This is a genomic window from Pseudomonas sp. FGI182 (assembly GCF_000511325.1).
Classification (GTDB): domain Bacteria; phylum Pseudomonadota; class Gammaproteobacteria; order Pseudomonadales; family Pseudomonadaceae; genus Aquipseudomonas; species Aquipseudomonas putida_Z.
Genome location: NZ_CP007012.1, coordinates 2,884,578 through 2,910,804, shown reverse-complemented (window position 1 = coordinate 2,910,804; position 26,227 = coordinate 2,884,578). Strand labels below are relative to the sequence as shown.

Annotated in this window: 22 protein-coding genes; 12 read left to right on the top strand and 10 right to left on the bottom strand. The window is 60.5% G+C overall.

Annotation, left to right across the window (positions count from 1 at the left end):
* The first annotated feature begins 278 nt into the window (after positions 1-278).
* Positions 279-1,202: a LysR family transcriptional regulator gene (locus tag C163_RS12815; RefSeq protein ID WP_025339134.1), complete on the top strand. Its 924-nt coding sequence runs from the start codon at positions 279-281 to the stop codon at positions 1,200-1,202.
* A 47-nt stretch (positions 1,203-1,249) separates the two neighbouring features.
* On the opposite strand, the gene C163_RS12810 is transcribed toward C163_RS12815, so the two are convergent.
* Entirely contained in the window at positions 1,250-2,527 is a 1,278-nt protein-coding gene (locus C163_RS12810) for an acetyl-CoA hydrolase/transferase family protein (RefSeq protein ID WP_025339133.1), read from the bottom strand.
* A 372-nt stretch (positions 2,528-2,899) separates the two neighbouring features.
* Between C163_RS12810 and C163_RS12805 the strand changes: the two genes are divergently transcribed.
* Genes C163_RS12805 through C163_RS12785 form a run of 5 tightly spaced genes read left to right on the top strand, consistent with a single transcriptional unit; the run spans position 2,900 to position 8,627 of the window.
* Positions 2,900-4,102: an MFS transporter gene (locus C163_RS12805; protein ID WP_025339131.1), complete on the top strand. Its 1,203-nt coding sequence runs from the start codon at positions 2,900-2,902 to the stop codon at positions 4,100-4,102.
* Positions 4,099-6,075 carry an FUSC family protein gene (locus tag C163_RS12800; RefSeq protein WP_177325759.1) on the top strand — a complete coding sequence of 659 codons (1,977 nt, stop codon included), beginning with the start codon at positions 4,099-4,101 and terminating at the stop codon, positions 6,073-6,075. The genes C163_RS12805 and C163_RS12800 overlap by 4 nt, the downstream gene beginning before the upstream one ends.
* Positions 6,065-6,274, top strand: coding sequence for a DUF1656 domain-containing protein (locus tag C163_RS12795; RefSeq protein ID WP_025339129.1), 210 nt, complete (start codon positions 6,065-6,067; stop codon positions 6,272-6,274). The genes C163_RS12800 and C163_RS12795 overlap by 11 nt, the downstream gene beginning before the upstream one ends.
* Complete coding sequence (locus C163_RS12790; RefSeq protein ID WP_025339128.1) at positions 6,271-7,146, top strand: HlyD family secretion protein; 876 nt, start codon at positions 6,271-6,273, stop codon at positions 7,144-7,146. The genes C163_RS12795 and C163_RS12790 overlap by 4 nt, the downstream gene beginning before the upstream one ends.
* On the top strand, positions 7,143-8,627 hold the full coding sequence (locus C163_RS12785; RefSeq protein WP_025339127.1) for an efflux transporter outer membrane subunit: 1,485 nt from the start codon (positions 7,143-7,145) through the stop codon (positions 8,625-8,627). The genes C163_RS12790 and C163_RS12785 overlap by 4 nt, the downstream gene beginning before the upstream one ends.
* Before the next feature lie 115 nt (positions 8,628-8,742).
* Here the strand turns inward: C163_RS12785 and C163_RS12780 are convergent, their stop codons facing one another.
* From C163_RS12780 to dctP, 6 genes are all read right to left on the bottom strand, one after another.
* The gene (locus C163_RS12780; protein WP_025339126.1) at positions 8,743-9,666 is read right to left on the bottom strand and encodes an alpha/beta hydrolase; all 924 of its coding nucleotides are present in this window, start codon (positions 9,664-9,666) and stop codon (positions 8,743-8,745) included.
* 46 nt (positions 9,667-9,712) lie between these two features.
* Positions 9,713-10,963: a CaiB/BaiF CoA-transferase family protein gene (locus C163_RS12775; protein ID WP_218187091.1), complete on the bottom strand. Its 1,251-nt coding sequence runs from the start codon at positions 10,961-10,963 to the stop codon at positions 9,713-9,715.
* Between the two features lie 58 nt (positions 10,964-11,021).
* Positions 11,022-11,822 (bottom strand): SDR family NAD(P)-dependent oxidoreductase, encoded by an 801-nt coding sequence (locus tag C163_RS12770; protein ID WP_025339124.1) that lies wholly within the window; start codon positions 11,820-11,822, stop codon positions 11,022-11,024.
* 196 nt (positions 11,823-12,018) lie between these two features.
* The gene (locus tag C163_RS12765; protein WP_025339123.1) at positions 12,019-13,302 is read right to left on the bottom strand and encodes a TRAP transporter large permease; all 1,284 of its coding nucleotides are present in this window, start codon (positions 13,300-13,302) and stop codon (positions 12,019-12,021) included.
* Position 13,303: 1 nt separating this feature from the next.
* Entirely contained in the window at positions 13,304-13,813 is a 510-nt protein-coding gene (locus tag C163_RS12760; protein ID WP_025339122.1) for a TRAP transporter small permease, read from the bottom strand.
* A 26-nt stretch (positions 13,814-13,839) separates the two neighbouring features.
* A complete protein-coding gene (gene dctP, locus C163_RS25995; RefSeq protein WP_081742270.1) occupies positions 13,840-14,952 on the bottom strand; it encodes a TRAP transporter substrate-binding protein DctP in 1,113 nt (370 codons plus the stop codon).
* 459 nt (positions 14,953-15,411) lie between these two features.
* Here dctP and C163_RS12750 point away from each other — a divergent pair, with 459 nt between their 5' ends.
* From C163_RS12750 to C163_RS12735, 4 genes are all read left to right on the top strand, one after another.
* Positions 15,412-16,467, top strand: coding sequence for a zinc-binding dehydrogenase (locus tag C163_RS12750; RefSeq protein ID WP_025339120.1), 1,056 nt, complete (start codon positions 15,412-15,414; stop codon positions 16,465-16,467).
* A gap of 58 nt (positions 16,468-16,525) precedes the next feature.
* Positions 16,526-17,986, top strand: coding sequence for an aldehyde dehydrogenase (locus tag C163_RS12745; RefSeq protein ID WP_025339119.1), 1,461 nt, complete (start codon positions 16,526-16,528; stop codon positions 17,984-17,986).
* A gap of 109 nt (positions 17,987-18,095) precedes the next feature.
* Entirely contained in the window at positions 18,096-18,986 is an 891-nt protein-coding gene (locus C163_RS12740) for an MBL fold metallo-hydrolase (protein WP_025339118.1), read from the top strand.
* A gap of 267 nt (positions 18,987-19,253) precedes the next feature.
* Positions 19,254-20,441: an MFS transporter gene (locus C163_RS12735; protein WP_025339117.1), complete on the top strand. Its 1,188-nt coding sequence runs from the start codon at positions 19,254-19,256 to the stop codon at positions 20,439-20,441.
* A 124-nt stretch (positions 20,442-20,565) separates the two neighbouring features.
* On the opposite strand, the gene C163_RS12730 is transcribed toward C163_RS12735, so the two are convergent.
* From C163_RS12730 to paaY, 3 genes are all read right to left on the bottom strand, one after another.
* Positions 20,566-21,270: a hypothetical protein gene (locus C163_RS12730; protein WP_025339116.1), complete on the bottom strand. Its 705-nt coding sequence runs from the start codon at positions 21,268-21,270 to the stop codon at positions 20,566-20,568.
* Positions 21,271-22,669: 1,399 nt separating this feature from the next.
* The gene (gene paaX, locus C163_RS12725) at positions 22,670-23,593 is read right to left on the bottom strand and encodes a phenylacetic acid degradation operon negative regulatory protein PaaX (protein WP_075045237.1); all 924 of its coding nucleotides are present in this window, start codon (positions 23,591-23,593) and stop codon (positions 22,670-22,672) included.
* Positions 23,594-23,670: 77 nt separating this feature from the next.
* Complete coding sequence (gene paaY / locus C163_RS12720; protein ID WP_025339114.1) at positions 23,671-24,270, bottom strand: phenylacetic acid degradation protein PaaY; 600 nt, start codon at positions 24,268-24,270, stop codon at positions 23,671-23,673.
* Between the two features lie 355 nt (positions 24,271-24,625).
* Between paaY and paaF the strand changes: the two genes are divergently transcribed.
* Both paaF and paaG read left to right on the top strand, forming a co-directional pair.
* Entirely contained in the window at positions 24,626-25,399 is a 774-nt protein-coding gene (paaF, locus tag C163_RS12715; RefSeq protein WP_025339113.1) for a 2,3-dehydroadipyl-CoA hydratase PaaF, read from the top strand.
* Positions 25,400-25,433: 34 nt separating this feature from the next.
* Positions 25,434-26,225: a 2-(1,2-epoxy-1,2-dihydrophenyl)acetyl-CoA isomerase PaaG gene (gene paaG, locus C163_RS12710; RefSeq protein WP_015270321.1), complete on the top strand. Its 792-nt coding sequence runs from the start codon at positions 25,434-25,436 to the stop codon at positions 26,223-26,225.
* The last annotated feature ends 2 nt before the right edge of the window (positions 26,226-26,227 follow it).

Genomic DNA, 26,227 nt, shown 5'->3' with positions numbered 1-26,227 from the left:
GGTCCGTGGAGTAACTATTGAAGGGCTGGGATGGTCGCTCAAGTGACCATTCCTGAAGCGCTGATTCAGCGTGGCTGAAGCGGTCTAAAAGCCGCGTGGTCAGAGGCTTGGCGAAGGAAGGGGCGGGTTTGCATGGAGCAGTAATAGGCAAGCGATATAACGAGCGAAGGGGTATAGTCAGTCGTAGCGTGAAGCAGTGCAGGAGGACGGCTGGACGACAGGTTCCAGCTGTCGCCGATCAATAAAGACAAGACGACACAGACACCTTCAGAGCGCCTATGACTTTCAACAAGATGCACCTCATCCGCCAGGTAGATCTGTTTACCTTGAAGCTGTTCCTGTCTGCTGTCGAAGAGCAGCAGATCGGGCTTGCGGCGATTCGCGAGAACATCGCGGCCTCGACCGCGACCAAACGCATCCAAGACCTTGAGGAGATCGCTGGCGTAAAGCTTCTGGAGCGCAACCCCAAGGGCGTGCAGCCAAGCCCGGCCGGGGCGGTGCTGGTGCGTTACCTGCGCTCGATCTTCGGCCAGTTGGACGACATGCGAGCGGAGATTTCCTCCTTCACCGAAGGGGTTCGTGGCGAGGTCCATGTCGCTTCGGCTCGTTCGATCATTGCGCCATTCCTAGCGCGTGAGCTAGGCAACTATGCCCACGACTATCCCCTGATCGAGCTGCAGCTGAGTGAGGTGGAAAATGCGGAGATCGTGCGTACGGTGGCGCACGGTGAGGCTGATGTGGGCGTCTTTGCAATGGCCCACGAAATCGACCTGAGTGGTGTCGACGTCACCCCTTATCGCAAGGACCGGATGGTAGCCATCGTGCCTCGGGAGCACCCGCTCGCGGGCCGGCAGAGTGTGACCTTCGAAGACCTGGCGCCGGAAAACATCGTTGCGGTGAAAGCCATGATGCCGGCCTTCCGGGTAGCGGCAAAACGGTTGGGCCAGGAGTTCCAGCCCCGTTTCAATGTGCGCAGCACCGGGGTTGCGATCAGCCTGGTACAGGCGGGGTTCGGCGTGACGGTACAGCCAGAGTGTCATGTCAGCCGAGACATGCTCGACACCATCGCGGTGCTCGACCTCGCTGAGCCCTGGGCCAAGCGCATCATCTCGATTGCGACGCCTCACGGGCGCTTGCCGAGCCCAGCCGCTCGTACGCTGTTGGAGTACCTGGCAGGTACTTCAGGGGCTGTAGAAGGTTGACCTGTCTGGCCGTGGACACTGCTGTCCACGGCCAGTCCTCGTGATTGCTAGCTTTGTAGATTTCCAGCATGTACTTGGCGTTCGAGTGCTTCGCGGTGTTCCGGCGCCGCCACTGCGATGAGCCTGGCTGCCCGCTGGGCGAGTGAGAGTCCACGCAGGTCGGCGACGCCATGCTCGGTGATGATGACGCAGCCATCGCTACGAGGCACCGTGGCAGGTCCCGACAGCGCAGTGACGATTCGGCTCTGACCACCTGCCGTGGAGGGTAGGGCGATGATCGGCACGCCGCCGCGGCTTGACTGGGCTGCGCGAATAAAATCGACGATGCCGCCAACCCCGCCCAGGTACCGACCTCCAGCCACTTCCGAGTTCACCTGGCCGCTGAGGTCGACCTCGATGGCCGAATTGATCGCCACAAACCGGTCGATCTTCCCCAGCACCTGTGGGTTGTGCGTGTAGTCCGTGCCGCGCAGCTCCAACGCACGGTTCAAATGGGCGTAGCGGCGCACCAACTCGCCGCCGATCAGTACACCACCAATGGACACATCGACATCGATGCTCTTGCAACCATTGGTGATAATGCCCGCCATCGCCAACTCAGCGATGCCGTCGCCAATCGCGCCGGAATGCACGCCAAGCTCTCGCCGGTCGTGCAATTGCGCCAGCACAGCATCGGGAATATTGCCTATACCGGTCTGCAAGGTCGCACCGTCTTCGACGAAGCTCGCGACGTGGCGACCGATCGCGACCTCGATGGGGCCAGGGGAGGAGGCGGAGGGGGTGAGTGACTGGACTGCGCAGGGGACCAACAAGTCGAAGTCGTCTTCCTGCAGGTAGGGACCGCCATATGTCCAGGGGATGGACGGGTTGACCTCTGCCAGAACCACTCGCGCCGATTTGAGTGCCGGAACCAGATACTCCCGTGCCATGCCCAGGCTGTAACGGCCCAGCGCATCGGGGGGCGGTACCTGAAGCATCAGGACATCGATGCGCAGTGCCTTCTGTTCGATCAGGCGTGGGAATTGAGAATAGTGGGCGGGGAGAATATCCAACAGACCCGCTTGGGCCAGCTTGCGGTTGGAGCCTGAAGCGCAGTAGGCCAGAAAGTCGATGGCGTCGGCATGCCCAGGTTCGAGCAGGCTGTTCTGCCCGATACCGAGGAATACGCGTACGCGGCCTATCGCGTGGCGCTGATTCACCAACGCCTGGATCAAGGTCAGGGGCTCCGCGTTGGCTTGTCCCCACATGATGGTATCGCCGGACCGGATCAATGAAGTCAGGTCGGGTGCCTGGGCGTCGAGCGGTGCAAGGTGTGGTGTATTCATAGGGGCGTCGGAATGTCTGGACCTGTCGTCAGCCTGATGTTTGGTCTTGCTGGGGCGTGGAACAAATGAATATTTCGCAAGCGCAGCTTCACCGCCGCCGAATTGAACATCGTATCGGCGCAAGAAGGATGGCCTTGGCAGTAGTTCGATCTTATCGAACTGGCGCTTTGAAATTCACGTATTGAATAAAGTGATGGCTACCTCCAGCATCGAGCTCGCCTCCCTCTCCATAAATTGCCTTGCGCACTGGGCTTTCCAGACCAAGGTGGTTTTCACATCGATGTTCAACGGTATGCCCATGCAGTTCCCCAACCCCCCTATTAATGCAGCAGTGCGCAGATCTTTGCATGACCACGCGGGAGGGGGGTGTTGATGCGCACGATAGACAACGAGCAGTCACCTCTGTTTGAACAGGCCAAGTCGTCCAGGCTTGCAGGGACGTTCCTGGTTTCTGGTTTCATCATGGCGGCGTTGGGGTCGTCCCGCCTGCTCATTCCGCTGATCGCCTTATCATTGGGGGCCAGTAGCCTCTTGATCGGAGTGGCTGCAGCACTGTTCACCGCGTCGCCGATGTTGCTGAGTGTGCCGTTCGGGCGGTGGATGGATCGTACTGGAACCCTGCCGGCTGTCATGCTTTCGGCCACGATGATTGTCCTGGCCGCCTTGCTGTATGGCGTCATGCCAAGCCAATACAGCTTGTTGGCCGTTGCCGGGTTGATCGGGACTGCCGGTGTATTCACGCACATGGCTGCGACACGCGCAGTCGGGCTTGGGGTCGAACATGCCGAGCGTGCGAAGTCTCTGGGTTATCTGGTACTCAGCTATTCGCTGTTCAATTTCTTCGGCCCCGTGCTCACGACGCACGCCTTTGAGCATTACGACGCTACCCTGGCCATTGGCGTGCTAGGGCTGTTTGCGGTCCTTTCGATCGTTGGTATCCGTAAGCTGCCTCATTTCTACACGCGCGAAAGGCAAGGTGCCGCCAATGCCAGCGCCCCTCGCAAATCCTACGACCTGCTGGGGATCGGTGACCTGCGCCTGTGGATCGTCATCAGCAGTGTCTTCACCGCGAACCAGACGCTGTTTCCCTTCATCCTTTCTATGCATGCCGCGCAAATCGGTCTCCCCGCTTCGCAGGCTGGCTGGATGCTGGGCGCATTTGCCTTTGGCACCTTGACTTCGAGGTTCTTCACACCGCTGCTGATCAAACGCGTCAGCCCAAATATGATATTGATCCTGGCGTTGATCGCAGCAGCAGGGGTCTATGCCGTCATACCGTTAGCGCATCACACGACTTCCCTGATCACGCTAAGTGGAGTCTTGGGGTTACCCTTGGGCGTTGGCGCACCTGTGTCACTGGCTCTGATCTACGACGTGGCGCCGGCGAGTAGGGTGAACGAAGCGCTTGGGATCTCGATGTCCGTCAACAACCTCCTGCAGACCGTTTTCCCCATGATCATCGGTGTGGCGGCAACTGGCCTTGGCGTGGCTTCCATGGTGTGGGTATGGGCCTTGATCATCATGGCGAGTGCTGTTTGGATCATGGTCGGCTCCATCAGGGATGGCGAATCATGATGCTTCGCTTGCCGAGCCGAGAGGATCTGTGGTTTTCCCTGCGTACGTTCATTGCCTCGATGCTGGCTTTGTACATTGCGCTTGACCTCTCATTGGCCAATCCGATCTGGGCCATGGGCACGGTCTACATCGTCTCACAACCGCTGCTCGGCGCGATGCGCTCGAAGACGCTCTATCGTATCGGCGGGACCTTGACCGGGGCGGCCGGAGCCCTGCTGCTGGTTCCGCCGCTGAGCGCCCAACCGGTGTTTTTGATCCTCGCTGTAGCGCTATGGTCGGGGATGTTCCTGTTCTTTTCGATGCTCGATCGCAGCCCTCGCACGTACCTGTTTCGCCTACCGGCCTATACCTTGCCGCTGATCGTCTTTCCCTCCGTGCATGCCCCCCAGTTGGTGTTCGACATCGCGCTGGCCAGAACCGAGGAAATCCTGGTCGGTATCTTTTGCGCCAACCTGGTTGCTGGCGTTGCCCTGGTGCAGCGAGCCAGTCCGGTGATCCGCAAGCGTCTTGCGCAGTGGTTCGACCACGTGGCCATGTGGGCACAAGAACTGATGACAGGGCAGGTGGGCTCGGGCAGCCGACATCAGTTGGTAGTGGAGCTGTCGACGCTGGAGCAATTGACTACCCATCTGGCTTTCGATACCCCTCACCGGCACGCTGTACCGCTGATGTTGCAGCTGCGCGCACGGATGCGTCGCCTACTGCCACTGCTGTCATCGCTGGCGGCGATGCGCCAGGCACTGCAGCGAGAGGGCGGCCTCGATCCGCTATTGCAGGTGCAGTTCAACCAAGTGGCTGCGCAATTGACTGGCGCCACAACCTCAGAGGCAGTCGTTGAGCTTTCCGGTGACCCTCCAGGGCAGAGCTGGCCTGGGATCCTGGCATGGGTAACGCGCCGACGCTTGGCCCATCTCCATGCACTCAACGATGACTGTCAGCAGTTGCGTGACCGCCTGGCCGATGTGAGCCTGGAAGGCAGACCCTTGCTGTATCCCCATGACCGCTTGGCTGGGAGCGCTCATCACCTGGACCATGGCCTGGTGCTGTTCTATGCCAGTTCGGTCGCCCTGGGCATTGTCCTCTGTGGCCTGCTCTGGCTGATCTCTGGCTGGACGGCAGGGGCCAATGCTATGGTGCTGGGTATCGTGGCTTGTGCACTGTTCTGCGCACTGGACGAACCTGCCCCGAGAATGTTGCGTTTTCTCGCCGTGAACTTGGCCAGCAGTGTGCTGGGTGGTCTGCTGTTGTTCGTGGTGTTGCCTCAGGTGGAGACGTTCGAGGCACTGGTGGCGTGTTTCCTGCTGCCGTGCCTGGCATTCGGGGTACTGATCCTGCGTCCGCAGTTCAGCACCGAAGCGATGCTGATGATTGTCTTTACTGGCAGCACGCTCGGGCTGCACGGCGCATATCAGGCTGATTTCGCTGGGTTCCTGGAGGGGTGCCTGGCCAGTATCGGGGGTGCCCTGGTGGCCTTGTTGTGGACGATGCTGATTCGGCCTTTCGGTCGTGAAATAACCTTGGCACGGCTGCGCCAGTCCACCTTCAGGGCGCTGGCCCAACTGGCACTGCGTGGTGGCGACGACTACCCGCGCCTCACCGCGCGCCTGCATGACCGCCAGGAACTGACCTGGCCCCGTCAACCGGGCATCGATGGCATTGCCGAAGTGCGCCTGGGGTTGGCCTTGTTGCACCTGCGCAGCCAACTGCCCTCGATTGACGTCACTGCTCGCAGGGTCGTCGAGGAACTGCTGGACGGACTTGGACGATTTTTCCTGATCTGCGCCGAGAATGGGGGGCTGAGCCCCTTCGACAGTCGCCTGCTGATGCTCATCGATCGGGCCTTGGGCCACGTGCTGGCGGGCACCGCCATTGCGACTCAAGACGCCAGCAGCGCACTGGTGGAACTGCGCCTCATCTGCTATCCCGATGCACCCGCGCCGGATTTCTCAGGAGCGCTTGTCCATGTTAGGTGAGGTCGATCTGTACGGTGTCTATCTGCCCAGCCTGTTGCCAATGCTGGCGATTGCCTATGTCGTGAGTACCTTGTTGCGAGTGGCCTTGGCCCGGTTGGGGCTTTATCGACGACTGTGGCATCCCTTTCTCTTCAACCTGGCCTTGTACGTGATCGTTCTTGGCTTTGCCACTTTCCTGGTATCGGATTGGCCCGTATGACCCGCAAGCTGCGTAAACTGCTTCCCTTCATCCCGTCGTTGCTGCTGGCGGCCATCTCCATCCCGGTGGCGGTCCATTTATGGGACTACTACAGCAACTCACCCTGGACACGCGACGGTCGCGTGCGAGCCGAGGTCGTTCAGGTGGCGCCGGACGTTGCCGGTCTGATCACCCAGGTGGCGGTCGAAGACAACCAATTGGTCAAGCGCGGACAGTTGCTGTTTACGATCGATCGCAGCCGTTACGAGGCCTTGGTGAAACAGGCGCAGGCAAACCTGATGCAGGCACGAGCGAACTTGGGCCAGGCGCAACGGCAGGCGCGACGCAACCATGTGGTGTCCGACTTGGTGGCGCGTCAGCAACTGGAAGAGGGCGATACCCGGGTCGAGCGGGCCCAGGCCGCGTTGGCCGCAGCCGAAGCGGTATTGACCCTGGCACAGGTGGACCTGGTCCGCACCGAAGTGCGTAGCCCGGTGGATGGTTATGTCAATGATCAAGTTCCGCGTAGCGGTGACTACATCACCACCGGGCGCCCGGTGCTTTCGATTGTCGATGAACACTCGCTGCATGTGGTTGGCTACTTCGAAGAAACCAAGCTGGAGCGTTTACATATCGGCCAGCCAGTGGAAATACGCCTGATGGGCAGCAATGGTTTGCTGCACGGCCACGTACAGAGCGTGGCTGCTGGTATCGATGACCGTGACCGTAGTTCGGGCGAGGCGCTCTTGCCTAATGTGAACCCGGCTTTCAACTGGGTGCGTTTGGCCCAGCGTGTGCCGGTGCGGGTAGCGCTGGATGACGTACCTGGCGATCTGCGCATGGTGGCCGGGCGCACCGCTACCGTGTCTGTGCGACAGGAGCTGGCCCGATGAAACCTGAGATTCTTGCCATTGTCGTCGCTGTGGCTCTGGGCGGTTGTAGTCTTGTAGGGCCAGATTACAGGGTGCCCGATACTGCTTTGGTACGCACAGAGGCAGCCAATGGGCCATTCCAGGCGCCAGGGGCGCGGGATCAAGCGGTGCCGGAGCATTGGCGGCTTTACGATGATCCCGAAGTCGAACAGCTGGTGCGCGAGGTATTGGCAGCCAATACCGACCTTCGGGTCGCCACTGCCCATTTGCGCAGAGCCCTGGCGGTGGAAGCCTCGGTGGCCGCTGACAGCCATCCACGCGCCAGCGTCGAAGCCGATGCACGTCGTCACCAGGATGCACTCGAATCCTCACCGCTTGGCGTGCGCCCAGGTGTGGTGAACGACGCGGGTGTGGGTTTGACGATCAGTTACGACCTGGACCTGTTTGGCAAGCTGGCGCGTGCCGAGCAGGCGGCCCGCGCCGACAGCGACAGTGCCTTGGCGGCGCTGGAGCTGGCGCGCACTGCAGTTGTGGCGCAGACCCTGAGTGCCTATGTTCAGGGCTGCTCGGCGACGCATCAGCTGGCCGTGGCACGGCAGCAGTTGGCGCTGCAGGCGCGTAGCGTGGATGTGGTTGAACGCTTGGCGGCGGTGGGCAGTGGTAGCAAGAGCGATGTCGACCGGGCGCGTACCCAGCTGGCCAGCCTGCGCGCAAACCTGCCGCCGTTCGAGGCAGCCCGTGATGGGGCCGCGTACCGCCTTGCTGCGCTGCAGGGCAAGACCTCAGCACAATTCTCCAATCAGCGGCCAACCTGCTCGCGAGAGCCACGTCTGGCCCAGCCTATTCCCGCGGGGGATGGTGCGGCGCTGCTTCGCCGGCGCCCGGATGTTCGCCAGGCCGAGCGCCAGCTGGCTGCCGCTACCGCGCGTATCGGCGTGGCCATGGCAGATTTGTATCCGAACATCCGACTTGGAGCATCGGCGGGGCTGGCCGGGCGATTCGGCGACCTTGCCGAACAGTCGGCATCGCATTTCGCTTTCGGCCCGCTGCTGAGCTGGACGATACCCGACAGTGGCGCTCGTGCCCGCGTCAAGGCCGCTGAAGCTGACAGCGAAGCGGCGCTGGCGAATTTTGACGGTGTGGTGCTGGGTGCATTGCGTGAAACCGAAACAGCGTTGACCAATTACTCGAGGGCGCTGGTTCGCAACGCTGACCTGCAGGATGCGCGCGACCATGCCAAAGGCGCGGCCGTGGACGAAGACCGTCTGTACCGGGCGGGGCAGTCGCCGTACCTGTCCAGTCTCGATGCCAATCGCACGCTGGCGACAGCCGAGGCAGAACTGGCGGCATCCGATGCACAGGTGGCGCTTGATCAAGTGGATTTGTTCCGAGCCCTGGGTGGTGGATGGCGCGCTGCAGTGTCGGCTTATCCCTCGTCCGTTACTGCGTCTTCGCCGACAGCCGCTCGCGCTTCTCTACGAAAAAATTCAACAACACCCTGATTTTGACAGGCATTTGTGAGCGTAAAGAGAGACGGCACTCTGTGGTGCCGTCTCTCTTTACGCTGATCTGGCTGCCGCGGGCTTGCTGAGTCCGGCACGTGCCTTGCCGATCGCCTCAGGACAAGTGCTCTTTAAAGAAAGGCACCAGCTTGGCCAAGGCTTGGCGCACAGGCTCGGGCTTGTCATAGAGATCGTAGTGCGACCAGCCTGCGACCACCACCAGTTCCTTGGTCTTCGAAGCCGCACGACCGATGATCTCGCAGCCGTCGCGGTAGGCACCGAATGCACCGACCTTGTCACCCACCACCACCATCAGCGGCTGGGTCAGCAACACTTCGGCAAGGTGGAAAGCATCCCAGCCCACTGCATTGCCCTGATGCGAGAGCAGTGAACGGTTCAAACCATTGGGCTTCTGCCCGCGTGGGGTGCGGTAGTACTCGGTGGCTTCGTATACGTCGATTTCAGTCGCGCCCACGCGTTTGGCTTCTTCTGGAGAAGGCGGCAGCAGGTCATCCACCCGGCGTTCGGCGCCACGGGCTTCTGCAGTGCGCTGCTGGGCGATGGATTCGAGCAGGGCGATGGGGCTGAAGCCACTGAATCCTTCACGCATCAGACGGCCATAGTTCACACCGGTGACAGTGGCCACGGCCTTGATGCGCCGTTCGGTCATCGCAGCATTGATCGAATAGCCGCCTCCGCCACACAGGCCGAGTACGCCAATGCGTTGCTCGTCCACATAGGGCAGGGTTGTCAGATAGTCGGCTACCACCCGGAAATCCTCGACACGGTGGCTTGGGTCTTCGATGAAGCGCGGCTCACCGCCGCTGGCGCCCTGGAAGCTGGCGTCGAAGGCGATGACCACGAACCCTTCCTTGGCGAGCGCCGTGCCATAGACGTTGCCGGACGTCTGTTCCTTGCAACTGCCAATGGGGTGGGCACTGATAATTGCGGGGTACTTTTTCTGGGCATCGAAGCCAGGCGGAAAGTGGAGGTCGGCGGCGATGTTCCAGTACAGGTTGGGGATTTGCACAGTTTCCATGGTGATTCACCTCGTAGCGTGTGATCAGTGAATACGGCATGAGCCTTCAGTTGGCAGCTGCCAGCGCCCCGCCTGATTCCAATACGGCTGCCACTTCCTCCTGGGCGAAGCCATATTCGTGCAGCAGTTCGGTGGTGTGTTCGCCCAGGCGCGGTGCGGGAAAACGCAGCGCTCCGGGAGTGGCACTCCATTCGTGAGCCAGGCCAATGGTGCGAATGCGTCCTTCGCTTGGATGGTCCTGCTCTTCGAAGAAGTTCACGGCCTTCATGTGCTCATCGTCGAGCAGCGATTCAGGCGTGTTCATCTGCATCACACAGATATCCGCTTCGATCAGCAGTTTTACCCACTCGGCACTAGTTCGGGTCTCGAAGGTGTGCGAAAGGAACTCGTACAGTTCACTCATGTGCAGCGCCCGGCTGTGGACGTCACGATAACGCGCATCCTGGGCCATTTCCGGGCGGCCCACGGCTTCGAACAGCCGTTGCCAGTGGCGATCAGTATAGATCTCCACACTCAGGTAGCCATCCAAGGTGGGGAAGGGGCGCCGCTCGGGGCTGGTCATGCGTGCATAGCCCCAGTCGCCCAGCGCAGGCACGAAAGTATGGCCATACATGTGGTCGCCCATCACGAAGTGGGCGAAGGTTTCGAACATGGGTACCGACACCGACTGGCCCTGGCCCGTTTGCCCTCGGTGGTGCAGGGCCGCCAGGATGGCATTGCTGGTGGCCATGCCAACGATGCGATCCGCGATTGCCGTACCCACATAACTGGGTGGGCCATCGGTCTTGCGGCTTTGTACCATCGGCACGCCAACGGCGGCCTGGATCAGGTTGTCATAGGCCGGACGCTCGGCATAGGGGCCGCGCTGTCCAAAACCGAAGGCACCGCAGTAGATGATCCGCGGGTTGATGGCCTGGACTTGCTCGTAGGAGAGCCCGAGCCGTGCCATCGCATTGGGGCGCAGGCTGAAGAGCAGGACATCCGCCGTGGCGATCATGCGCTTGAGCGCTGCGAGGCCGCTGGGTCTCTTGAGGTTCAGCACCAGGCTGCGCTTGTTGCGGTTCAGGTGCAGGAAGATCGCCGCCATGCCCTTGTTGCGACTGGGGCCGACGTTGCGCGTGGTATCGCCTTCAGGCGCCTCGATCTTGCAGATATCCGCGCCCATATCCCCCAGTAGCAGGGATGCATACGGCCCCATGAAGTTCGAGGTGAGGTCCAGTACCCGTAAACCGCTCAAAGGGCCGACCAGCTTGGTGTGATCGGTCAGGGGGTGATCAGTGGCACATTGATTCGACATACCGCATTGCTCCTGTTCTTGTAATTGCGTCAGTCCGCTGCCGGGTGAGCCAGGCGGCTCAATGAATGGTCAGGCCTCCGGTGGGGCTGACCGTGGCACCTGTGAGGTAGGCGGCATCGTCGGAGGCCAGGAAGGCCACGACGCCCCCGATGTCACCAGGTGCCGCGACGCCGAATGGGCTGCTGGCCACGATCTTTTCGTACTGCTTGCGGTGGTGTTCGGAAACACCGCCTTCCTGTCCCCAGGCGGCGTCCCACGACGGGGTGTCACGCACCACGGTAACGCACACGCAGTTGACCCGGATCTTGTCACGGGCAAGCTCTTTGGACAGCACTTTGCTGGCCATGATCAGGCCGCCGGAGAACGTGGAGATGGCGGTCTGCCCAGGGGTAGGCGACCTGCCGCCTTCGGAGGTGACGAATACAATGCTGCCGCCGCCGCGCTGGCGCAGGTAAGGCACCGCGGCCTGCACCACGAGCAGCTTCGCCGCCACGGCTTGTGCCACGAACTGGGTCACCCGTTCGAGGTCGATGTCGGCAAAGGGGCCACGTACTTGTGGTTGCCGGGCCTCATCGTCGTTGCCCCCGGCGTTAGGCACCACGATGTCTATTCCCCCGAAGCGGCGCGCCGCCTCAGCAGCCACGGCCTGCATGTCGCTTTTCGAGCGCACGTCGCCTGCAACGAAGCAGCCTTCGCCGCCCAGGGCGCGGATTTGCTCGAGCACGGCCTGGGCCTTCTTTTCGTCCCGGCCATTGATAACCACTCGGGCACCACGGGCGGCGAGTTGCAACGCCACACCCTTGCCGATACCACCCGTGCCACCGGTAACGATGGCGACTTTACCTTCGAGATTGTTCATTGCTGCAGAGCTCCTGACTGCATGGTCGAAACTGGCGGTGCCACGCACCACGCAGGTTTGGTGAATATCAAACCCAAGGGTAGGCGCCGACACGGCCCGATCCAACTTGTGCTTTACGAAGCCCTGATTCGGTCGTATTGAAGTTGCGCCTTGGGTGAAACCGGTGCGGCGAAAGCCTTTCGCCGCACCTGTGCGCTTACATGTTTTGCGGTAGCCAGAGCGTCAGCTGAGGGAAGGCCAGGAGAATCGCGATGGCGACCAATTGGGTGATCACATAAGGGAACGACCCTCTGAATATCTGCGATACCGGTGTCTTCGAGTACTTGGACACGATGAAGCAGTTCAGGCCCACCGGCGGGGTGACCATGCCGATTTCGGCGACGACGATCATGATGATGCCGAACCAGACCAGGTCGAAGCCTAGCGAGGACACCAACGGCGCGACGATGGGCACGGTGAGCACCAGGATGGCCATCTGGTCCATGAAAAAGCCCAGCACCAGGTACAGGAGCACCAGCCCGAGCATGATGGTCCAGGGGGACACGTCCAGTGCGCCCACCCAGGCAATCAGGTCCTGGGTGACGTGGGTTAGTGCGAACACCATGGCGAACAGCTTCGCGCCCAGGATGATGATGGCGAACATGCAGGACGTTCGCGCCGCCCGTCCGACCAGCCCTTGCAGATCGGGCAGGGACGCGCGACCACGGGCGACATACAGCACGCCAGCGAGCAATGCGCCAAGCGCGGAGGCTTCGGTGGGTGTTGCGATGCCGGTGTAGATGACCCCAGTGATCGCGGCGAACAGAAGCAACACTGGCAGGACGCTCTTGAGCAGGCGCAGTTTCTCGGTCAGGGCGACCGGTTCCGACAACGGTGCGCGCGAGGGGTCGAGCTTGACCAGGCTATAGACCGTGATGACGATCGTCAGGGTCACCAGGATGCCGGGCACTACCCCTGCCATCAGCAGCCTACCGATGTTCACGTCGGCAATCAGGCCATAGACCACCATCGCGATGCTGGGAGGGATCAGCATCGCCAGGGTCCCGGAAATCGCCACGCAGCCACCAGCCAGGCGCGGCTCATAGCCGTGCTTGAGCATTGCTGGCAGGGACGTGGCCGACAGGGTCGCCGCAGCCGCGGAAGAAGAGCCGCAGATCGCTCCGAAACCTGCCCCGGAAAAGGCCGTTGCAATACCGAGCCCACCGGGAATGCGACCGAACCAGGCTGCGCCGACCTTGAACAGGTCGTCGGTCACGCCGGAGCGGAGCACGAACTCAGCCATCAGCAGGAACATGGGTATGGTCACGAACTCGTAGACTACTGCCGATTCGCGTGGCATCGAGCCGAGCATGATGACCAACGCATCCGTACCCCCGGCCCACAGAAGCCCAAGGCCACCCACGATCGCCATGGCAAAGCCGATGGGGGAACCCAGGGAGATCAGCAGCAACAGGGCAATGAAAAAAGCAGCGGCAATCATCTCAGGCTTCCTCGGGTTGTTCGAGAGACGCATCCTGGCCACTGCTCAATAGCAGCGAGCAGTGATGGATCAGGCGCAAAGACAGCAGGGCGCTGCCTGCACTGATGGGCAAGAAGCTCAGCCAGACCGGCCAGTTGACATACCCGGTGAGAAACTCGTCTGCCTGAAACGACTCGATCATGCTGAGGGTGCTGCCAATGGCGATAACCAGGAACACGCAGGCCGCCAAGAGCGAGCACGCGGTATCTGAAATCAGCTTGGTGCGCGGACTCATGCGGTTAAGGAACAGGTCCAGTTGGATATGGTCGCCATGCCGGAATGTATCGGAGATCGCCAGGTAGGAAATAACCACCATGAGGTAATAGCTGATGACGTCCATCGTCCAGGGAATGGGCGAATGGAACAGGTAGCGGGCAACTGCGTCTGCGCTAATGAGCAACATGGTGATTAGCAGGCAGATACCCGCGAGCAGCGTGCTGGACTTCTCGAGTACTTGAATTATCGATTTCATGGAAAGGCTCTCAGGTAAGCGGCAGGTTATCGTTCTGAAGCCACGAACAGCTGGTGGTACTCCTCAAGCAGTGCACTGCCGTCGTGATGGGCCTCATCCATGACCTGCGCCCAGCTTTTCTTGACCTGCTGCATGGCAAGCGTCAGCTTGGCCAGATCCTCGGCGGGCAACTGCGTCACGATGTGGCCGTTGTCCCTGACGATCTGGTTCTTGATCCTGACGTTTTCCTCGTCCAGCCATTGGCACATCGAGGCCTGGGTGGCCTGCGCCGCTTGGTTCATGATGGTTTTCACTTCCGCGGGCAGCGCATTCCACCTTTTGCTGCTGATCGCATACACCACGGCCGTTCCACCCAGGCTTACACCGGCGACGGAGTACTTGAGCTGGTCTTCGAGGGCGTAGGGCGTCAGCGCGTTGTAGGGGTAGACGGCGCCGTCGATGGTGCCGCGCGACAGCGCCTCGTAGACCTCTGATGCGGAGATCTGCACGGGCACCGCATCCAGGGCCTGTACCGTCTTGGTCATGGCCGCCCCGGCGCCGCGGATCTTCAGCCCCTCCATCGCCTCCAGGCTGGCGGTCGGTTGCTTCGAGGTCATGAAGGTATAGGGCGGCATCAGGGTCACGAACAGCACGTGAAGCCCGTGGCGGCTGTACTCGGATTTGCCGATGGTGCCTGTGTCACTGACCATGGTCGCCAGCGTGCGGGTGCCCTGGCATATATTGCTGTACATGTTCGGCAGTTCAGCGACCGTGGACATCGGAAGTTTGTCCGACTCATACGCAGGAATGAAAACAGCTATATCGGCCAACCCCGAGCGGAGCAGGCTGAAATAGTCTTTTCCCAATTGCGCGGCGGGGTAGGTTTCAAACGTCACCCTGCCGTTTGAGGCCTTCTCCACCGCCTGGGTGAATACGCCACCGCCATGGGTCCAGGCATAGTGTTTCGATGAGAAGCGGTGAGTGAACTTCAGGTTGATCTGGTCTTCTGCCACGGCGGGGAACGCACTGCACAAACCGGCAAGGGTCAGTACCGTCGCGCACTGAAGTACTGAAGCGCGCTGGAGCGCGGGGCGCGGCTGAATGGCGGGTGGCCGTGCAGGCGCACGGGTTTTTGACTGTGTCTTCGAACGGAACAACATGGCTGTACCTCTGAAACTGGAATGATCTTGTTGTTGTTTCTATTCCTGTTTGGGTGTCGTCGAGTTGATCGGGCCTGTCAGGTCACTGGTTCACTCCTCTGCGTTGAATCACCGTGTACGCAACGTCCCGGGGCAGTGGTTGTGCGCGGGTGCGATAGCGGGATAACGATGAAGCAGAGCAGCCAATTGCGCCTGCTGTTTCGGCTGAAGAATTCGCAAGCCCCGATTCGCTCCTGGCGAACCCTGAAACTGCTTCGCCCAGAACGAATTGACGCTTCGATTTATCGCGTTTGCCCCACGCCCGAGATGCTCTTAGCCTCAAGCCAGAGGGATATTGCCTGTCCCGGTGCTGGCCATATGCGCGGCGTGTTTCGTTCCCTGGCAACTGCACAGGGATATTCGAGCGCAACGACAGCACCTGACCACCAACAACAATCAAGCAGATGCTGAGGGCGTTGAATGCGAGGCATGATTTTCAAGGGGCAGTGCGAAGTCCAGGTCAAGGACTTCCCGGACCCCACCCCAGGACCGGGCGAGGCCATCATCGAGATGAAGGCCTCCGGCATGTGCGGTACCGACCTGCATTACTACCGGCACGGCATGCACGAGGCACTTGGTATGCTCGGCCTGAAGGAGCGCATGCGCGGCGACGACATCATCGGTGGGCATGAACCCTGTGGGGTAATCGCCGCGGTGGGAGCCGGTGTCGATGCGCGGGCATTCAAGCCCGGCGATCGGGTCATCGTCTTTCATTACAAGGGGTGCAGCCACTGCGAGCATTGCCGCAGCGGCTGGACCCAGCTGTGCGATCACGGCGCCGACATCTATGGCGTACTCAACCACGGCGGGCATGCCACCTACATGAAGGTCCCGGTGTCTTCGCTGATCCATCTACCTCAAGACATTTCGTTCAAGGGCGGTGCCGCCATTGCTTGTGGCACGGGTACGGCCTATGGCGCTTTGCTTCGCCTTGGCGTCACCGCCCGCGACACGCTGGCGATCTATGGCCTGGGGCCCGTCGGGCTTTCCGCCGCGCAGTTGGCGGCGGCCATGGGCGTGGAGGTGATCGGCGTCGATATCAACGCCGAACGCGTGCAGAACGCGAAGGCGTTTGGTGTAGCGCATGCCATCGATGCCAGCCGAGTTGACCCGGTCGAGCAGATTCACAGGCTCACGGCCGGCAAAGGCGCCTCCTGCGCCATGGAGTGTGCCGGTGGTGAGATACCCCGTAGCCAGGCCGTGCGCAGCACCAGTATCTGGGGGCGGATTGCCCTGGTGTCGGTGGGCGGTAACCTGAGCCTTGATGTCATGAAGGACCTGATCGGCAAGCAGCGAACCCTGGTGGGCTCATTCACGGTTTCGGAGGTCGGCATGAGCGACTGTGCGCGCTTCATCGCGGCCCATGGTGTCGAGGTGGACAAGCTGTTTTCCAGCGAGTGGTCCCTTGAGCAGGCCGGTGAGGCCTATGCCGATTTCAACCAGCAGACAGGCGGCAAGGGCGTGATCGTTTTCTGACCGCCCGATGTTCTGGCCAACCCGTTCAGTGGCGCAGTGGTGCCCAATGGAGATCATCATGACCGAAAGAACCATTTCCCTGAAACACCCCGATCGGCTATTCATCGGTGGGCAGTGGGTGGTGCCCGCCACCTCTGAAACCTTCGATGTACTCGACTGCTCGACCGAAGAGGTCGTCGCCACTGTGGCGAAAGCCTCTTCCGAGGATATGCAGCGGGCGATCAACGCGGCGCGTGAGGCCTTTGACGACGGGCCCTGGCCGCGCTTGAGCCCAGAGGAGCGTGCCGTCTACCTGGAGAAAATTGCCGAGCGCCTCGAGGCGCTGAATGATGAGTTCGCGCGCATCTGGTCTATCGAAACAGGCATTGTCTACAAGGTCGCTCAACCGCGTATCGGCCTGTTCATCAGTGGCGCGTTTCGGCAATACGCGGCGATGGCCTCGAGCTTTGCCTTCAGCGAGGCACATCAATCGGTGACCGGAAATCCGGCCTATCGCGTTTATGAACCGGTCGGTGTAGTGGGGCAGATCATTCCTTGGAATGGCCCGGCGGGGCTGATGGCCTACAAGACCGCGCCGGCGCTGCTGGCCGGGTGCACGATGGTCATCAAATCACCGCCGGAAGCGCCATGTTCGGCGTACCTGCTCGCGCAGATCTGTGAGGAGATCGGGCTGCCTCCAGGCGTCATCAACGTCGTGACGGCGGACAGGGATGTGTCCGAGGAGTTGGTTCGCCATCCGGGCGTGGACAAGATTACCTTCACCGGGTCGACCGGAGCAGGCCGCAGGATCGCTTCCATCGCTGGGGATCGTGTCGCCCGCGTAACGCTTGAGCTGGGAGGCAAGTCGCCGGCCGTGGTGCTTGACGACTATGACATCGAAACGGCCGCCGCCACCTTGGGCAACTCCTATTTTGGTTATAACACCGGCCAGATCTGCCATAGTCTGACCAGGGTGATCGTACCACGGGCGAAGCACGACCAGATGGTCGACGCGCTGGCGAACATCGCGCGCAAGATCGTCGTCGGCGACCCGTTTGCCGATGATACGACCTCCGGCCCGCTCGCCAGCGCGCGTCAGCGGGAAACCGTGGAGCGTTATGTAGCAAAAGGTATTGCTGAAGGGGCTACGCTGGTGACGGGAGGGAAGCGTCCTGAAAGCCTGAAAAAAGGGTTTTTCTACGAGCCCACGGTCTTTGCCAACGTCGACAATCGCTCCGCCATCGCCCAGGAAGAGATTTTCGGGCCGGTGCTTTGTGTCATTCCCGCCGACAGTGAGGCGGATGCCATTCGCATGGCGAACGACACGCCGTTCGGACTTAATGCCGCAGTCTTTACCAACGAACGTGAAAAGGCGTTGCAAGTGGCACGGCAGCTTCGCTCCGGTACTGTGGGGCACAATGGGCCACGCACTGATTTTTCGATCGGCTTTGGCGGCTTCAAGCAGTCTGGGATTGGTCGTGAGGGCGGGGTAGAGGGCTTGTTGGCCTTCATGGAGTCGAAAACCATCGTATTGGCATGACCCCCTGATCGCCGCACGCCTGGCGTTCGAGCGTCAGGCGTGCGCGTGAAGTGCCATTGCATGGGGCTAACATTGAACATTGGAAATGGCCCATTTAAGGGGATGTGTCATGGCATTAGAGGTAGTACGTACGCAGATAGGTGCCGCTGAAATCTTCCAGGTCATCGAGTTGGAAATAGGCCCGCAACTGGCTTGGCTCCTGCCTGATACGACGCCTGACAATATTCGTGCAATCGAATGGTTGAAGCCTCCCTACCGTAATGCTGACTTTTCATTGAATGCACTATCTCAATGTTTCATCGTCAGGTTGAATGGGCGCACGCTAGTCGTGGACACTTGCATCGGCAATGACAAGACCGTTACTGAGGTCGCTGAGTGGGAGCATATGGAGACCGGTTTTCTCGAAGCGCTGGAGCGCGCCGGTATCGATCGTGGCCAAGTGACCGATGTCCTGTGTACCCATCTGCATATCGACCATGTAGGTTGGAACACCTATCTACACGAGGGCCGGTGGCTGCCTACCTTCCCCAATGCCAAGTACCATTTTGCCCGCGGTGAATATGAGTATTGGCTAGAGGCTGCTCAGCGGAGCCCGCAAGACATGCATTCTGTCTCGTTTGGCGAGTCCATCCACCCGGTGGTCGAGGCTGGGCTGGTGAATCTCATCGAGGCACCGTGTGAGCTTGGTGACGGCATCTCCATCTTGGCGACCCCTGGACATACCCACTCGCATATCGCCGTCATGATCGATAGCGGCTGTGGTGACATCATCATTGCGGGCGATGCGTTTCACCACCCGTGCCAAGTCGCAAGGCCGCATTGGGCAACCGTGAGTGATCATGACCAGCGTCAGTCCACGATGACAAGAGAGGCGCTGCTCTCGGCTTGCGCTGATACGCAGACATTGCTTGCGGGGATCCATTTCAGCACACCTTCGTTCGGTCAGGTTTGCTCAACTGAAGAGGGCGGGTACCTCTTCAAACCTCTCGTTTCGAAATGAACGGCTTCTTACTTCCTATGCCGCACGCTCCTCGGGGAAGGGCGCGGTATTGCGAGGAGTAAAGGTCGGTTCATTGCTCGAGAAGCGACACTTCATACATTGCCAATTGGATCGCTCGCTGCAATCGCTAACCATCCAACAACAATAACCACGCATCACATGATGTTTGGTCATACCTGACGGGGTTGGGGTGAGGCGAGATGCCACCCCCGTACCAGCGCGTGTGTTGCTGCCTGGTTCGACGGGATTGGAGTGGAGCAAGGTCTTATGGGGCAGATCCAGCAGTATCGACCAGACCGGATGAGCATCCGTGACAGGGTAAATTTCATGGGTACCTTGGCGATCGCGGGGCTGAATATTTCTGCCCTGGGCTCGGCGCGCCTGGTAGTACCCTTGATCGCGCTCTCGCTGGGGGCAAGCGCTACGCTCGTGGGCGTCATTGCCGCAGCGTTCACCGCTGCCCCCATGGTGTTCAGCGTGTCATTCGGGCGCTGGCTGGACCGCGCGGGGACCTTGATGCCGATCATGAGCGCCGCGCTGCTCATCGTTGGCGCAACGACGACGTTCTGGGTATTTCCGAGTCGGTACGCGCTCGTGATCGTCGCAGGTCTCGTGGGGGCGGGTGCAGTATTTACCCATATGGCCGCCACTCGTGCTGTCGGCTCAATCGCGACAGAAGCACAACGCCCTCGCTATCTGGGGTACCTGATCCTTAGTTATTCGCTATTCCAACTGGTGGCTCCAGTGTTGGCGGGGGCGATGTACCAGCATCATGGTTCAAACGCTGCAATCACGTTGCTGGGAGGGTTCTCCGTACTGTCCATTCTCGCGATCGGTCTTCGTCTGCATCATTTCCGGCACGAGCGTCGTGGGCCTTTGGCGAGGTTGGCCCGCCAGGGCATCTATCCGCTGTTACGTGTGCCTGGATTGATGGTCTGGATACTGGTGAGCAGCCTCTTCTTCGCTGCGCAGACCATTTTCCCGTTCGTGATATCACTGCATGCCGTTGCCAATGGCATCTCGCCCATCGAGGCGGGTTGGTTGCTCGGCGCTTTTGCCGGCGGGGCATTCATCTCCCGGTTTTTCACACCCGTCTTGACGCGGTATGCCAGGCCACGACCGACGCTGGTGGTGGCAATGATCATCGGTGCTGTCATTTATGCCGTGATACCGTTCGCCCATCAAGTCGTTACCCTGAGCGTTCTGAGCCTACTCCTAGGGATGCCACTGGGTGTGGGCGTGCCTGTTTCCTTGGCAATGATTTATGACGCAGCGCCGGCAGAGCGGGTCAATGAATCGGTGGGATTGTCCATGACCGTTAATAACTGTCTGCAGACCGTTTTTCCGCTGGCACTGGGAGCACTTGTTCATACCTTCGGTATTGCTCCGATGGTACTGGCATTTTCGCTGATCATGATGGGGTGCGCAGCGGTGAGCGTTCGCGGTCCTGAATGATGTTTCGAATGAGGTTTAGAAGGTCACCGCGCAGACGCGCTGGCCCAACAGCTGGCCGAAATCAGAAAGGCACCGAGCGAAGCGCGAGCGCTGCGCAAACACAAGACCAAGTCCGCCTAACGGATCAAGAGCGTACTGCGCTGTCGGCAGCATCGCCCAGACTATTAGGTGTGCGCTCTTGCCTAGGCGAACCGGACTTCAGGCAACGGATCCCCTTGGCTTCGGCCATGACGCGAGCGAGCTCCCCGCAAGGTTCGGCACGGTTTACGCTGAGGCTGCGGGCCAGTTGCACACACTTGGTCCTGACAATCGAAATAGTAGCTGCCTCATGCCCAAGGTCGCCGGTCGCGTCATAGCGGGTGCAATCAAACACCACCGGCAGTGTGTCGATCAATGACCCGGCTTCCTCTGCCGAGAGCCGACCGCGCTCAAGCAATGTACGCAATGACTCGATGATCTCCGGCAGTGCGCTCAGGCGCTGCGGGCCAAAAAGCATGACAAGCAAGCTCACTAGCCGGTGGGTGATGGGGCTGTCGACTCGCGTGCGCCATACGCGGATCGCATAAGCGGCATAGCTTACGAACTTGGCATCTTGGTGCTGTAGCGCATGTCGCAAAGTCTTCTCGACAAGGGAGGCAACAGGATCGGTGTCGGCGAAATAGATGTACGCGACCAATGCTCCGGGTGCTTGGACTTCTCGGTAAAATAAGTCGAGCTGGGCGAACATAGCTTCGCTGGACAGGCCTCCCAAGTGTGGCGCCACAACTAGGCCCAACGCTTTACTGATCAGTATCCCTTTCCTTTGCTCGCCACCGTGCGAAAACGCCATTTCCAGCTGGCTTTGAGCTTTCGGCCGCCAGCGTATCATCAGCTTGAAGTGGCGTTGGGCATGCTCGGCGCTGGGCCTGATATCTGCGCTTTTTGACGAATTTTGCGGCTGGCCGTACGAGTCCCATATGGAAAGTGCCGAATTTCAGCATTCGCAAGTGTGCCATTCCCGCGTCCATAGTCGGGATGATGCGTAGCCCTTGATCAAATGGAGGCAGACGCTGACCGGTCAGAAGGGTCCCGAGGAGTGCCGAAATGCTTTTGGGGCGAGCGAGTCAAAGGCCATAATCAGTCGTCGTACGTCTCAAGCGGCCTGATGCATTGAACCATCGAAATCCTACCGTCTGAGCTCCAAACCCTAGGCTTGAACAGCGATTCAAAAACAAAGCCCGCCTTGGTAGGCGGGCTATCGAACGTCTCCAAGGGGAGGCTCATCGCCAACAAGTCTCGGAGCAAGCAAGTTCAGAATACACAGTTTTCAGCACGATGTCGTTACGAGGTCAGGGTGACTTTGACCAGCGAACGCACACCCGAAAATCTACACAGCTCGCGGGCGAGTACTAAAAATTTCAAAACATGCAGGGAGTCCGGTTTTGAATCTTTAGTTTTTTGCATTTCGCAGGTTTAGTTCTGAGCGCTTGAATGGGGACAGAATACGGACGGGCACTTCCAAATACGTCATTTAACATAATACTCATTATGCGCTAGTCTATATTTGGTCACCGGACCACGAGTGAGGCACTTTGGGACCAGGGAAAGCTCCCTGGTCTAGATAATCTGTCCTGATCCATCGCTCGCTTACCATCACAAGCGCCGACCTGGTGCCAGATGCGTTAGCCTTGCCTTTTGGACTGTTGGCTACCCTGAGTGCTTGAAAGAAACCTGGTACGGTCACCCTCGACTTTGTTTATCAGGACAAATCCAGCGCATGCATGACCACACTGAAGACTAGCGCCTGTCAGCCAGCGCCATTGAGGTTGTCACGCTTCCCATCACCGGCAACCCAACTCCCGGTCGATCGGTTAACGCGGTCAATTGTAGGAGCGGCCTTGTGTCGCGATGGGCTGCAAGGCAGCCCCAACAATTCATGCGTCTGCTTTGAAACCTTGGGGGCTGCTGCGCAGCCCATCGCGACGCAAGGCCGCTCCTACAAGGGCCCGCAGGATTGAGAGGACAGTTGTTTACATCTCGCGCAGACCTCAAACCACGAACCATCCCCGTGGGTGCTGGCCTGCAAGCGATGTGATCAGTACAAGCGACAAAAGATTCATGAGGACCGCGCGATACCTGAGGGCCAGGCATACCCCCCCCATTTGCCATGCTGTATATGTAAATAAGGTATAACTACACTAAATAATCATTTAGCGTAGTTATATAGAACCCGCCTCTGCACCCAATCCTCAAACAAGCCCGCCAAAACGCCTGTAAAAGCCTTCATTCACATCCGGCAACGGCCCATCAGCCGTCTCCAGCGCTGCATTCAGCCATTCTTCCGCCTTGGCAAACACCAGCCGATAGAGGTTACGGCACAACTGTCGCGCGGCCCTTCCCTCCCAATCCCCAGGCAGCAGCTCGTCCGGCAATTGCGGGTCGCGCAGCAGCAGCCGGCGGTATTCGTGAATCAGCAGCGTACGTGCCAGGAAACAATCCTGCGCATCAAGCTGTTGCTGCTCTTTCAAACCTTGCCATAGCGGCCTGAACAGCTGGATGAACTCGCTGTACTGCTGCCCCAGTTCGTCGATGCGCCAGCTTTCCCGCACCTGAGCACGCATGGCCTTGGATGCCAGCACTTCCTGGGTGTGGGTTTCGAAGACGATGCTGTCGTCGCTCGCCTCCAGGTCACGCAAGGTTGCGGCCAGGTCGGCGCGGTCTGCCCGTGGGCAGCCCAGCAGGTTCGGCGCCATGGCCCCGAAGCCCTGCCATTCCAACTCTTCACGCAAAGCCTTGCGCTTGCCGGCCTCCAGTTGCGAGAGCAACACCAGCGTCCAGGCGCCGTCCCAGGCTGGTTGGCTGGGGCTGTAGACCCGTTTGAAGGCTTTCTCGAACCGCCGGCGGCCAGTCCCTGTCAGGCTGTAGTAACTGCGGCGGCCAACCTTTTCGGCGGTGAGCCAGCCTTCCTTGGTAAGGCGGAAGATCGATGTGCGGATCAGGCGCTCGTTGATGCCGATCGGCTCCAGCAGGTTGATCAGGCTACCCAGCCAGACGGTTCCGCCGTGGGGCTCGATGGCGTCGCCGTACAAAGTGATGATCAGGGAACTGGCGCGGATCGGCGTCTGTTCCTGGAAGCGGGTGATCAGGTTGTTCAGTGGGGCGAGATTGCTCATGGGCGAACTGTGCGCGGTTAAAGCACCGACTATACCTGCGCGGCGGGCCGCCTGACCATTGCGTGACGCTGCCAGGCTCATGCCGATGCCTGGCCTTTGGGCCTGACGCCAGTGTCTTCCATGCGTGGGCGCTCGGGCTCGATCTCGGTCAGTGGTGGGCATTCGACCATGCTGTTCATGCAGCGTTGCGCCAGGTGCTGGTACTCCGCCGTGCCGCGTTGCTTCCAGGCCAGTTCCTGTTCGGTCAGTGGGCGCTTGACCTGGGCTGGCGAGCCCATCACCAGGCTTTGTGCCGCACATTCGAAGCCCGCCTTGACGAATGCCGTGGCCGCGACGATACAGCGCGGTGCCACATGGGCACCATCCATCACCACCGCGTTCATGCCGATCAAGGCGTCTTCGCCCACGCGACAGCCGTGCAGCACGGCGCCATGCCCAACATGCCCGTTGCGTTCGACCACCGTATCGCCCCCCGGGAAACCATGCATCACGCAGGTGTCCTGCAGGTTGGCACCCTCCTCCAGCACGATTCGGCCGAAATCCCCCCTTAGTGATGCCAGCGGGCCGACGTAGCAACGAGGGCCGACGATGACATCACCAATCAGCACGGCGCTGGGGTGCACGTAGGCTGTCGGATGAACCACGGGCGTCAGGCCGTCCAGTCGATAGCAAGGCATGGCAAAGCTCCTGAAATGATTTCAAATGCGCCATGATCTTGTATCACAATCTTGTGGTGCGTCAATCAGCATGGTCGTGTATCGCTTTTGCTGGAGTCATCGCGTTCCCATAAATTCAGCATTGTGCGTTGAATACAAGGTGATGAAGCGATTCACCATCATGAAACCCTTTGCTGAGGCAGTTGTCACTCACGCAAAAAGAGATACATGAAACAATTTTGAATGTTGCATAGTTGTATCGCGTAATGCATATACTGGTTCCACCTGGACGTGATCCCCGCATCACGCCCCTGCAAACAATTCCAAGAAATGCCGGCCCCACGATGTGCCGTGCGTGCAGCCAGAGGAACCCGACATGCCGCGATATCTCGATGTGCAGGCGCCCGAACAGGGCGTCCAGCTCATTACCCTGCAACGGCCCGAGGCGCTCAACGCCCTGTGCACCGAGCTACTGGCAGAGCTGGCCGCTGCGCTGGAAGCGGCCGGGCAAAACGAACAGATCCGCGCGGTGGTGCTCACCGGCAGCCGCAAGGCATTCGCCGCAGGCGCCGATATCCGCGAGATGGCCGAGCGCGACCTGGTCGGCATCCTCAACGACCCGCGGGTGGCCCACTGGCAAAGCATCGCCGCCTTCGCCAAGCCACTGATCGCCGCCGTCAACGGCTACGCCCTGGGTGGCGGCTGCGAACTGGTGATGTGTGCCGACATCGTCATCGCCGGCAGCGACGCCCGTTTCGGCCAGCCGGAAATCAACCTCGGCATCATCCCCGGCGCCGGTGGCACCCAGCGCCTGCTGCGGGCAGTAGGCAAGCCGCTGGCCATGCAAATGGTGCTGACCGGCGAAGCCATTACCGCCCGTCATGCCTTGCAGGTTGGGCTGGTCAGCGAAATCGCCCAGCCGGAACTCACCGTAGAACGCGCCCTGCACATCGCCCGCAGCATCGCCGCCAAGGCCCCACTGGCGGTGCGCCTGGCCAAGGAAGCGCTGCTCAAGGCCGGCGATACCGACCTGGCCAGCGGCCTGCGCTTCGAACGCCATGCCTTCACCTTGCTGGCCGGCACCGCCGACCGCGACGAAGGCATCCGTGCCTTCCAGGAAAAACGCCAGGCCCGCTTCCAGGGCCGCTGATCATCTTTCCCTCGACTGACGGAGCGAGTCTGTCATGACTTTCCAGCACATCCTGTTTTCCATCGAGGACGGCGTCGCCCTCCTCTCGTTGAATCGCCCCGAGCAGCTGAACAGCTTCAATACCGCCATGCACCTGGAAGTGCGCGAGGCACTCAAGCAAGTACGCCAGAGCAGCGAAGCACGGGTGTTGTTGTTGACTGCCGAAGGCCGTGGTTTCTGCGCCGGCCAGGACCTGTCCGATCGCAACGTCGCCCCGGGCGCCGAGATGCCGGACCTGGGCGAATCGATCGACAAGTTCTACAACCCGCTGGTGCGCACCCTGCGCGACCTGCCGCTGCCGGTGATCTGCGCGGTGAACGGCGTGGCTGCCGGCGCCGGTGCCAACATCCCGCTGGCCTGCGACCTGGTGCTGGCGGCCCGCTCGGCCAGCTTCATCCAGGCCTTCTGCAAGATCGGCCTGGTACCCGACTCCGGCGGCACCTGGCTGCTGCCGCGCCTGGTCGGCATGGCGCGGGCCAAGGCCCTGGCCATGCTGGGCGAGCGCCTGGGCGCCGAACAGGCCCAGCAATGGGGGCTGATCCACCGCGTGGTGGACGATGCCGCGCTGCGCGACGAAGCCCTCACCCTCGCCCGCCAGCTCGCCACCCAGCCCACTTACGGCCTGGCCCTGATCAAGCGCAGCCTGAACGCCAGTTTCGACAACGGTTTCGATGAACAGCTGGAGCTGGAGCGCGACCTGCAGCGCCTGGCCGGGCGCAGCGAGGACTATCGCGAAGGCGTGAGTGCCTTCATGAACAAGCGCACGCCGGCATTCAAGGGGCGTTGATC

Excerpts from the sequence above, each read along its gene's own strand:
- C163_RS12745 (WP_025339119.1), top strand. The coding sequence starts at position 16,526 with ATGACCGAAAGAACCATTTCCCTGAAACACCCCGATCGGCTATTCATC.
- C163_RS12770 (WP_025339124.1), bottom strand. The coding sequence starts at position 11,822 with ATGAACAATCTCGAAGGTAAAGTCGCCATCGTTACCGGTGGCACGGGT.
- C163_RS12735 (WP_025339117.1), top strand. The coding sequence starts at position 19,254 with ATGGGGCAGATCCAGCAGTATCGACCAGACCGGATGAGCATCCGTGAC.
- C163_RS12815 (WP_025339134.1), top strand. The coding sequence starts at position 279 with ATGACTTTCAACAAGATGCACCTCATCCGCCAGGTAGATCTGTTTACC.
- paaX (WP_075045237.1), bottom strand. The coding sequence starts at position 23,593 with ATGAGCAATCTCGCCCCACTGAACAACCTGATCACCCGCTTCCAGGAA.
- dctP (WP_081742270.1), bottom strand. The coding sequence starts at position 14,952 with ATGTTGTTCCGTTCGAAGACACAGTCAAAAACCCGTGCGCCTGCACGG.
- C163_RS12760 (WP_025339122.1), bottom strand. The coding sequence starts at position 13,813 with ATGAAATCGATAATTCAAGTACTCGAGAAGTCCAGCACGCTGCTCGCG.
- C163_RS12775 (WP_218187091.1), bottom strand. The coding sequence starts at position 10,963 with ATGTCGAATCAATGTGCCACTGATCACCCCCTGACCGATCACACCAAG.
- paaF (WP_025339113.1), top strand. The coding sequence starts at position 24,626 with ATGCCGCGATATCTCGATGTGCAGGCGCCCGAACAGGGCGTCCAGCTC.
- C163_RS12800 (WP_177325759.1), top strand. The coding sequence starts at position 4,099 with ATGATGCTTCGCTTGCCGAGCCGAGAGGATCTGTGGTTTTCCCTGCGT.
- C163_RS12790 (WP_025339128.1), top strand. The coding sequence starts at position 6,271 with ATGACCCGCAAGCTGCGTAAACTGCTTCCCTTCATCCCGTCGTTGCTG.
- paaY (WP_025339114.1), bottom strand. The coding sequence starts at position 24,270 with ATGCCTTGCTATCGACTGGACGGCCTGACGCCCGTGGTTCATCCGACA.
- C163_RS12780 (WP_025339126.1), bottom strand. The coding sequence starts at position 9,666 with ATGGAAACTGTGCAAATCCCCAACCTGTACTGGAACATCGCCGCCGAC.
- C163_RS12765 (WP_025339123.1), bottom strand. The coding sequence starts at position 13,302 with ATGATTGCCGCTGCTTTTTTCATTGCCCTGTTGCTGCTGATCTCCCTG.
- C163_RS12785 (WP_025339127.1), top strand. The coding sequence starts at position 7,143 with ATGAAACCTGAGATTCTTGCCATTGTCGTCGCTGTGGCTCTGGGCGGT.
- C163_RS12730 (WP_025339116.1), bottom strand. The coding sequence starts at position 21,270 with ATGGCGTTTTCGCACGGTGGCGAGCAAAGGAAAGGGATACTGATCAGT.
- C163_RS12810 (WP_025339133.1), bottom strand. The coding sequence starts at position 2,527 with ATGAATACACCACACCTTGCACCGCTCGACGCCCAGGCACCCGACCTG.
- C163_RS12805 (WP_025339131.1), top strand. The coding sequence starts at position 2,900 with ATGCGCACGATAGACAACGAGCAGTCACCTCTGTTTGAACAGGCCAAG.
- C163_RS12740 (WP_025339118.1), top strand. The coding sequence starts at position 18,096 with ATGGCATTAGAGGTAGTACGTACGCAGATAGGTGCCGCTGAAATCTTC.
- paaG (WP_015270321.1), top strand. The coding sequence starts at position 25,434 with ATGACTTTCCAGCACATCCTGTTTTCCATCGAGGACGGCGTCGCCCTC.
- C163_RS12795 (WP_025339129.1), top strand. The coding sequence starts at position 6,065 with ATGTTAGGTGAGGTCGATCTGTACGGTGTCTATCTGCCCAGCCTGTTG.
- C163_RS12750 (WP_025339120.1), top strand. The coding sequence starts at position 15,412 with ATGCGAGGCATGATTTTCAAGGGGCAGTGCGAAGTCCAGGTCAAGGAC.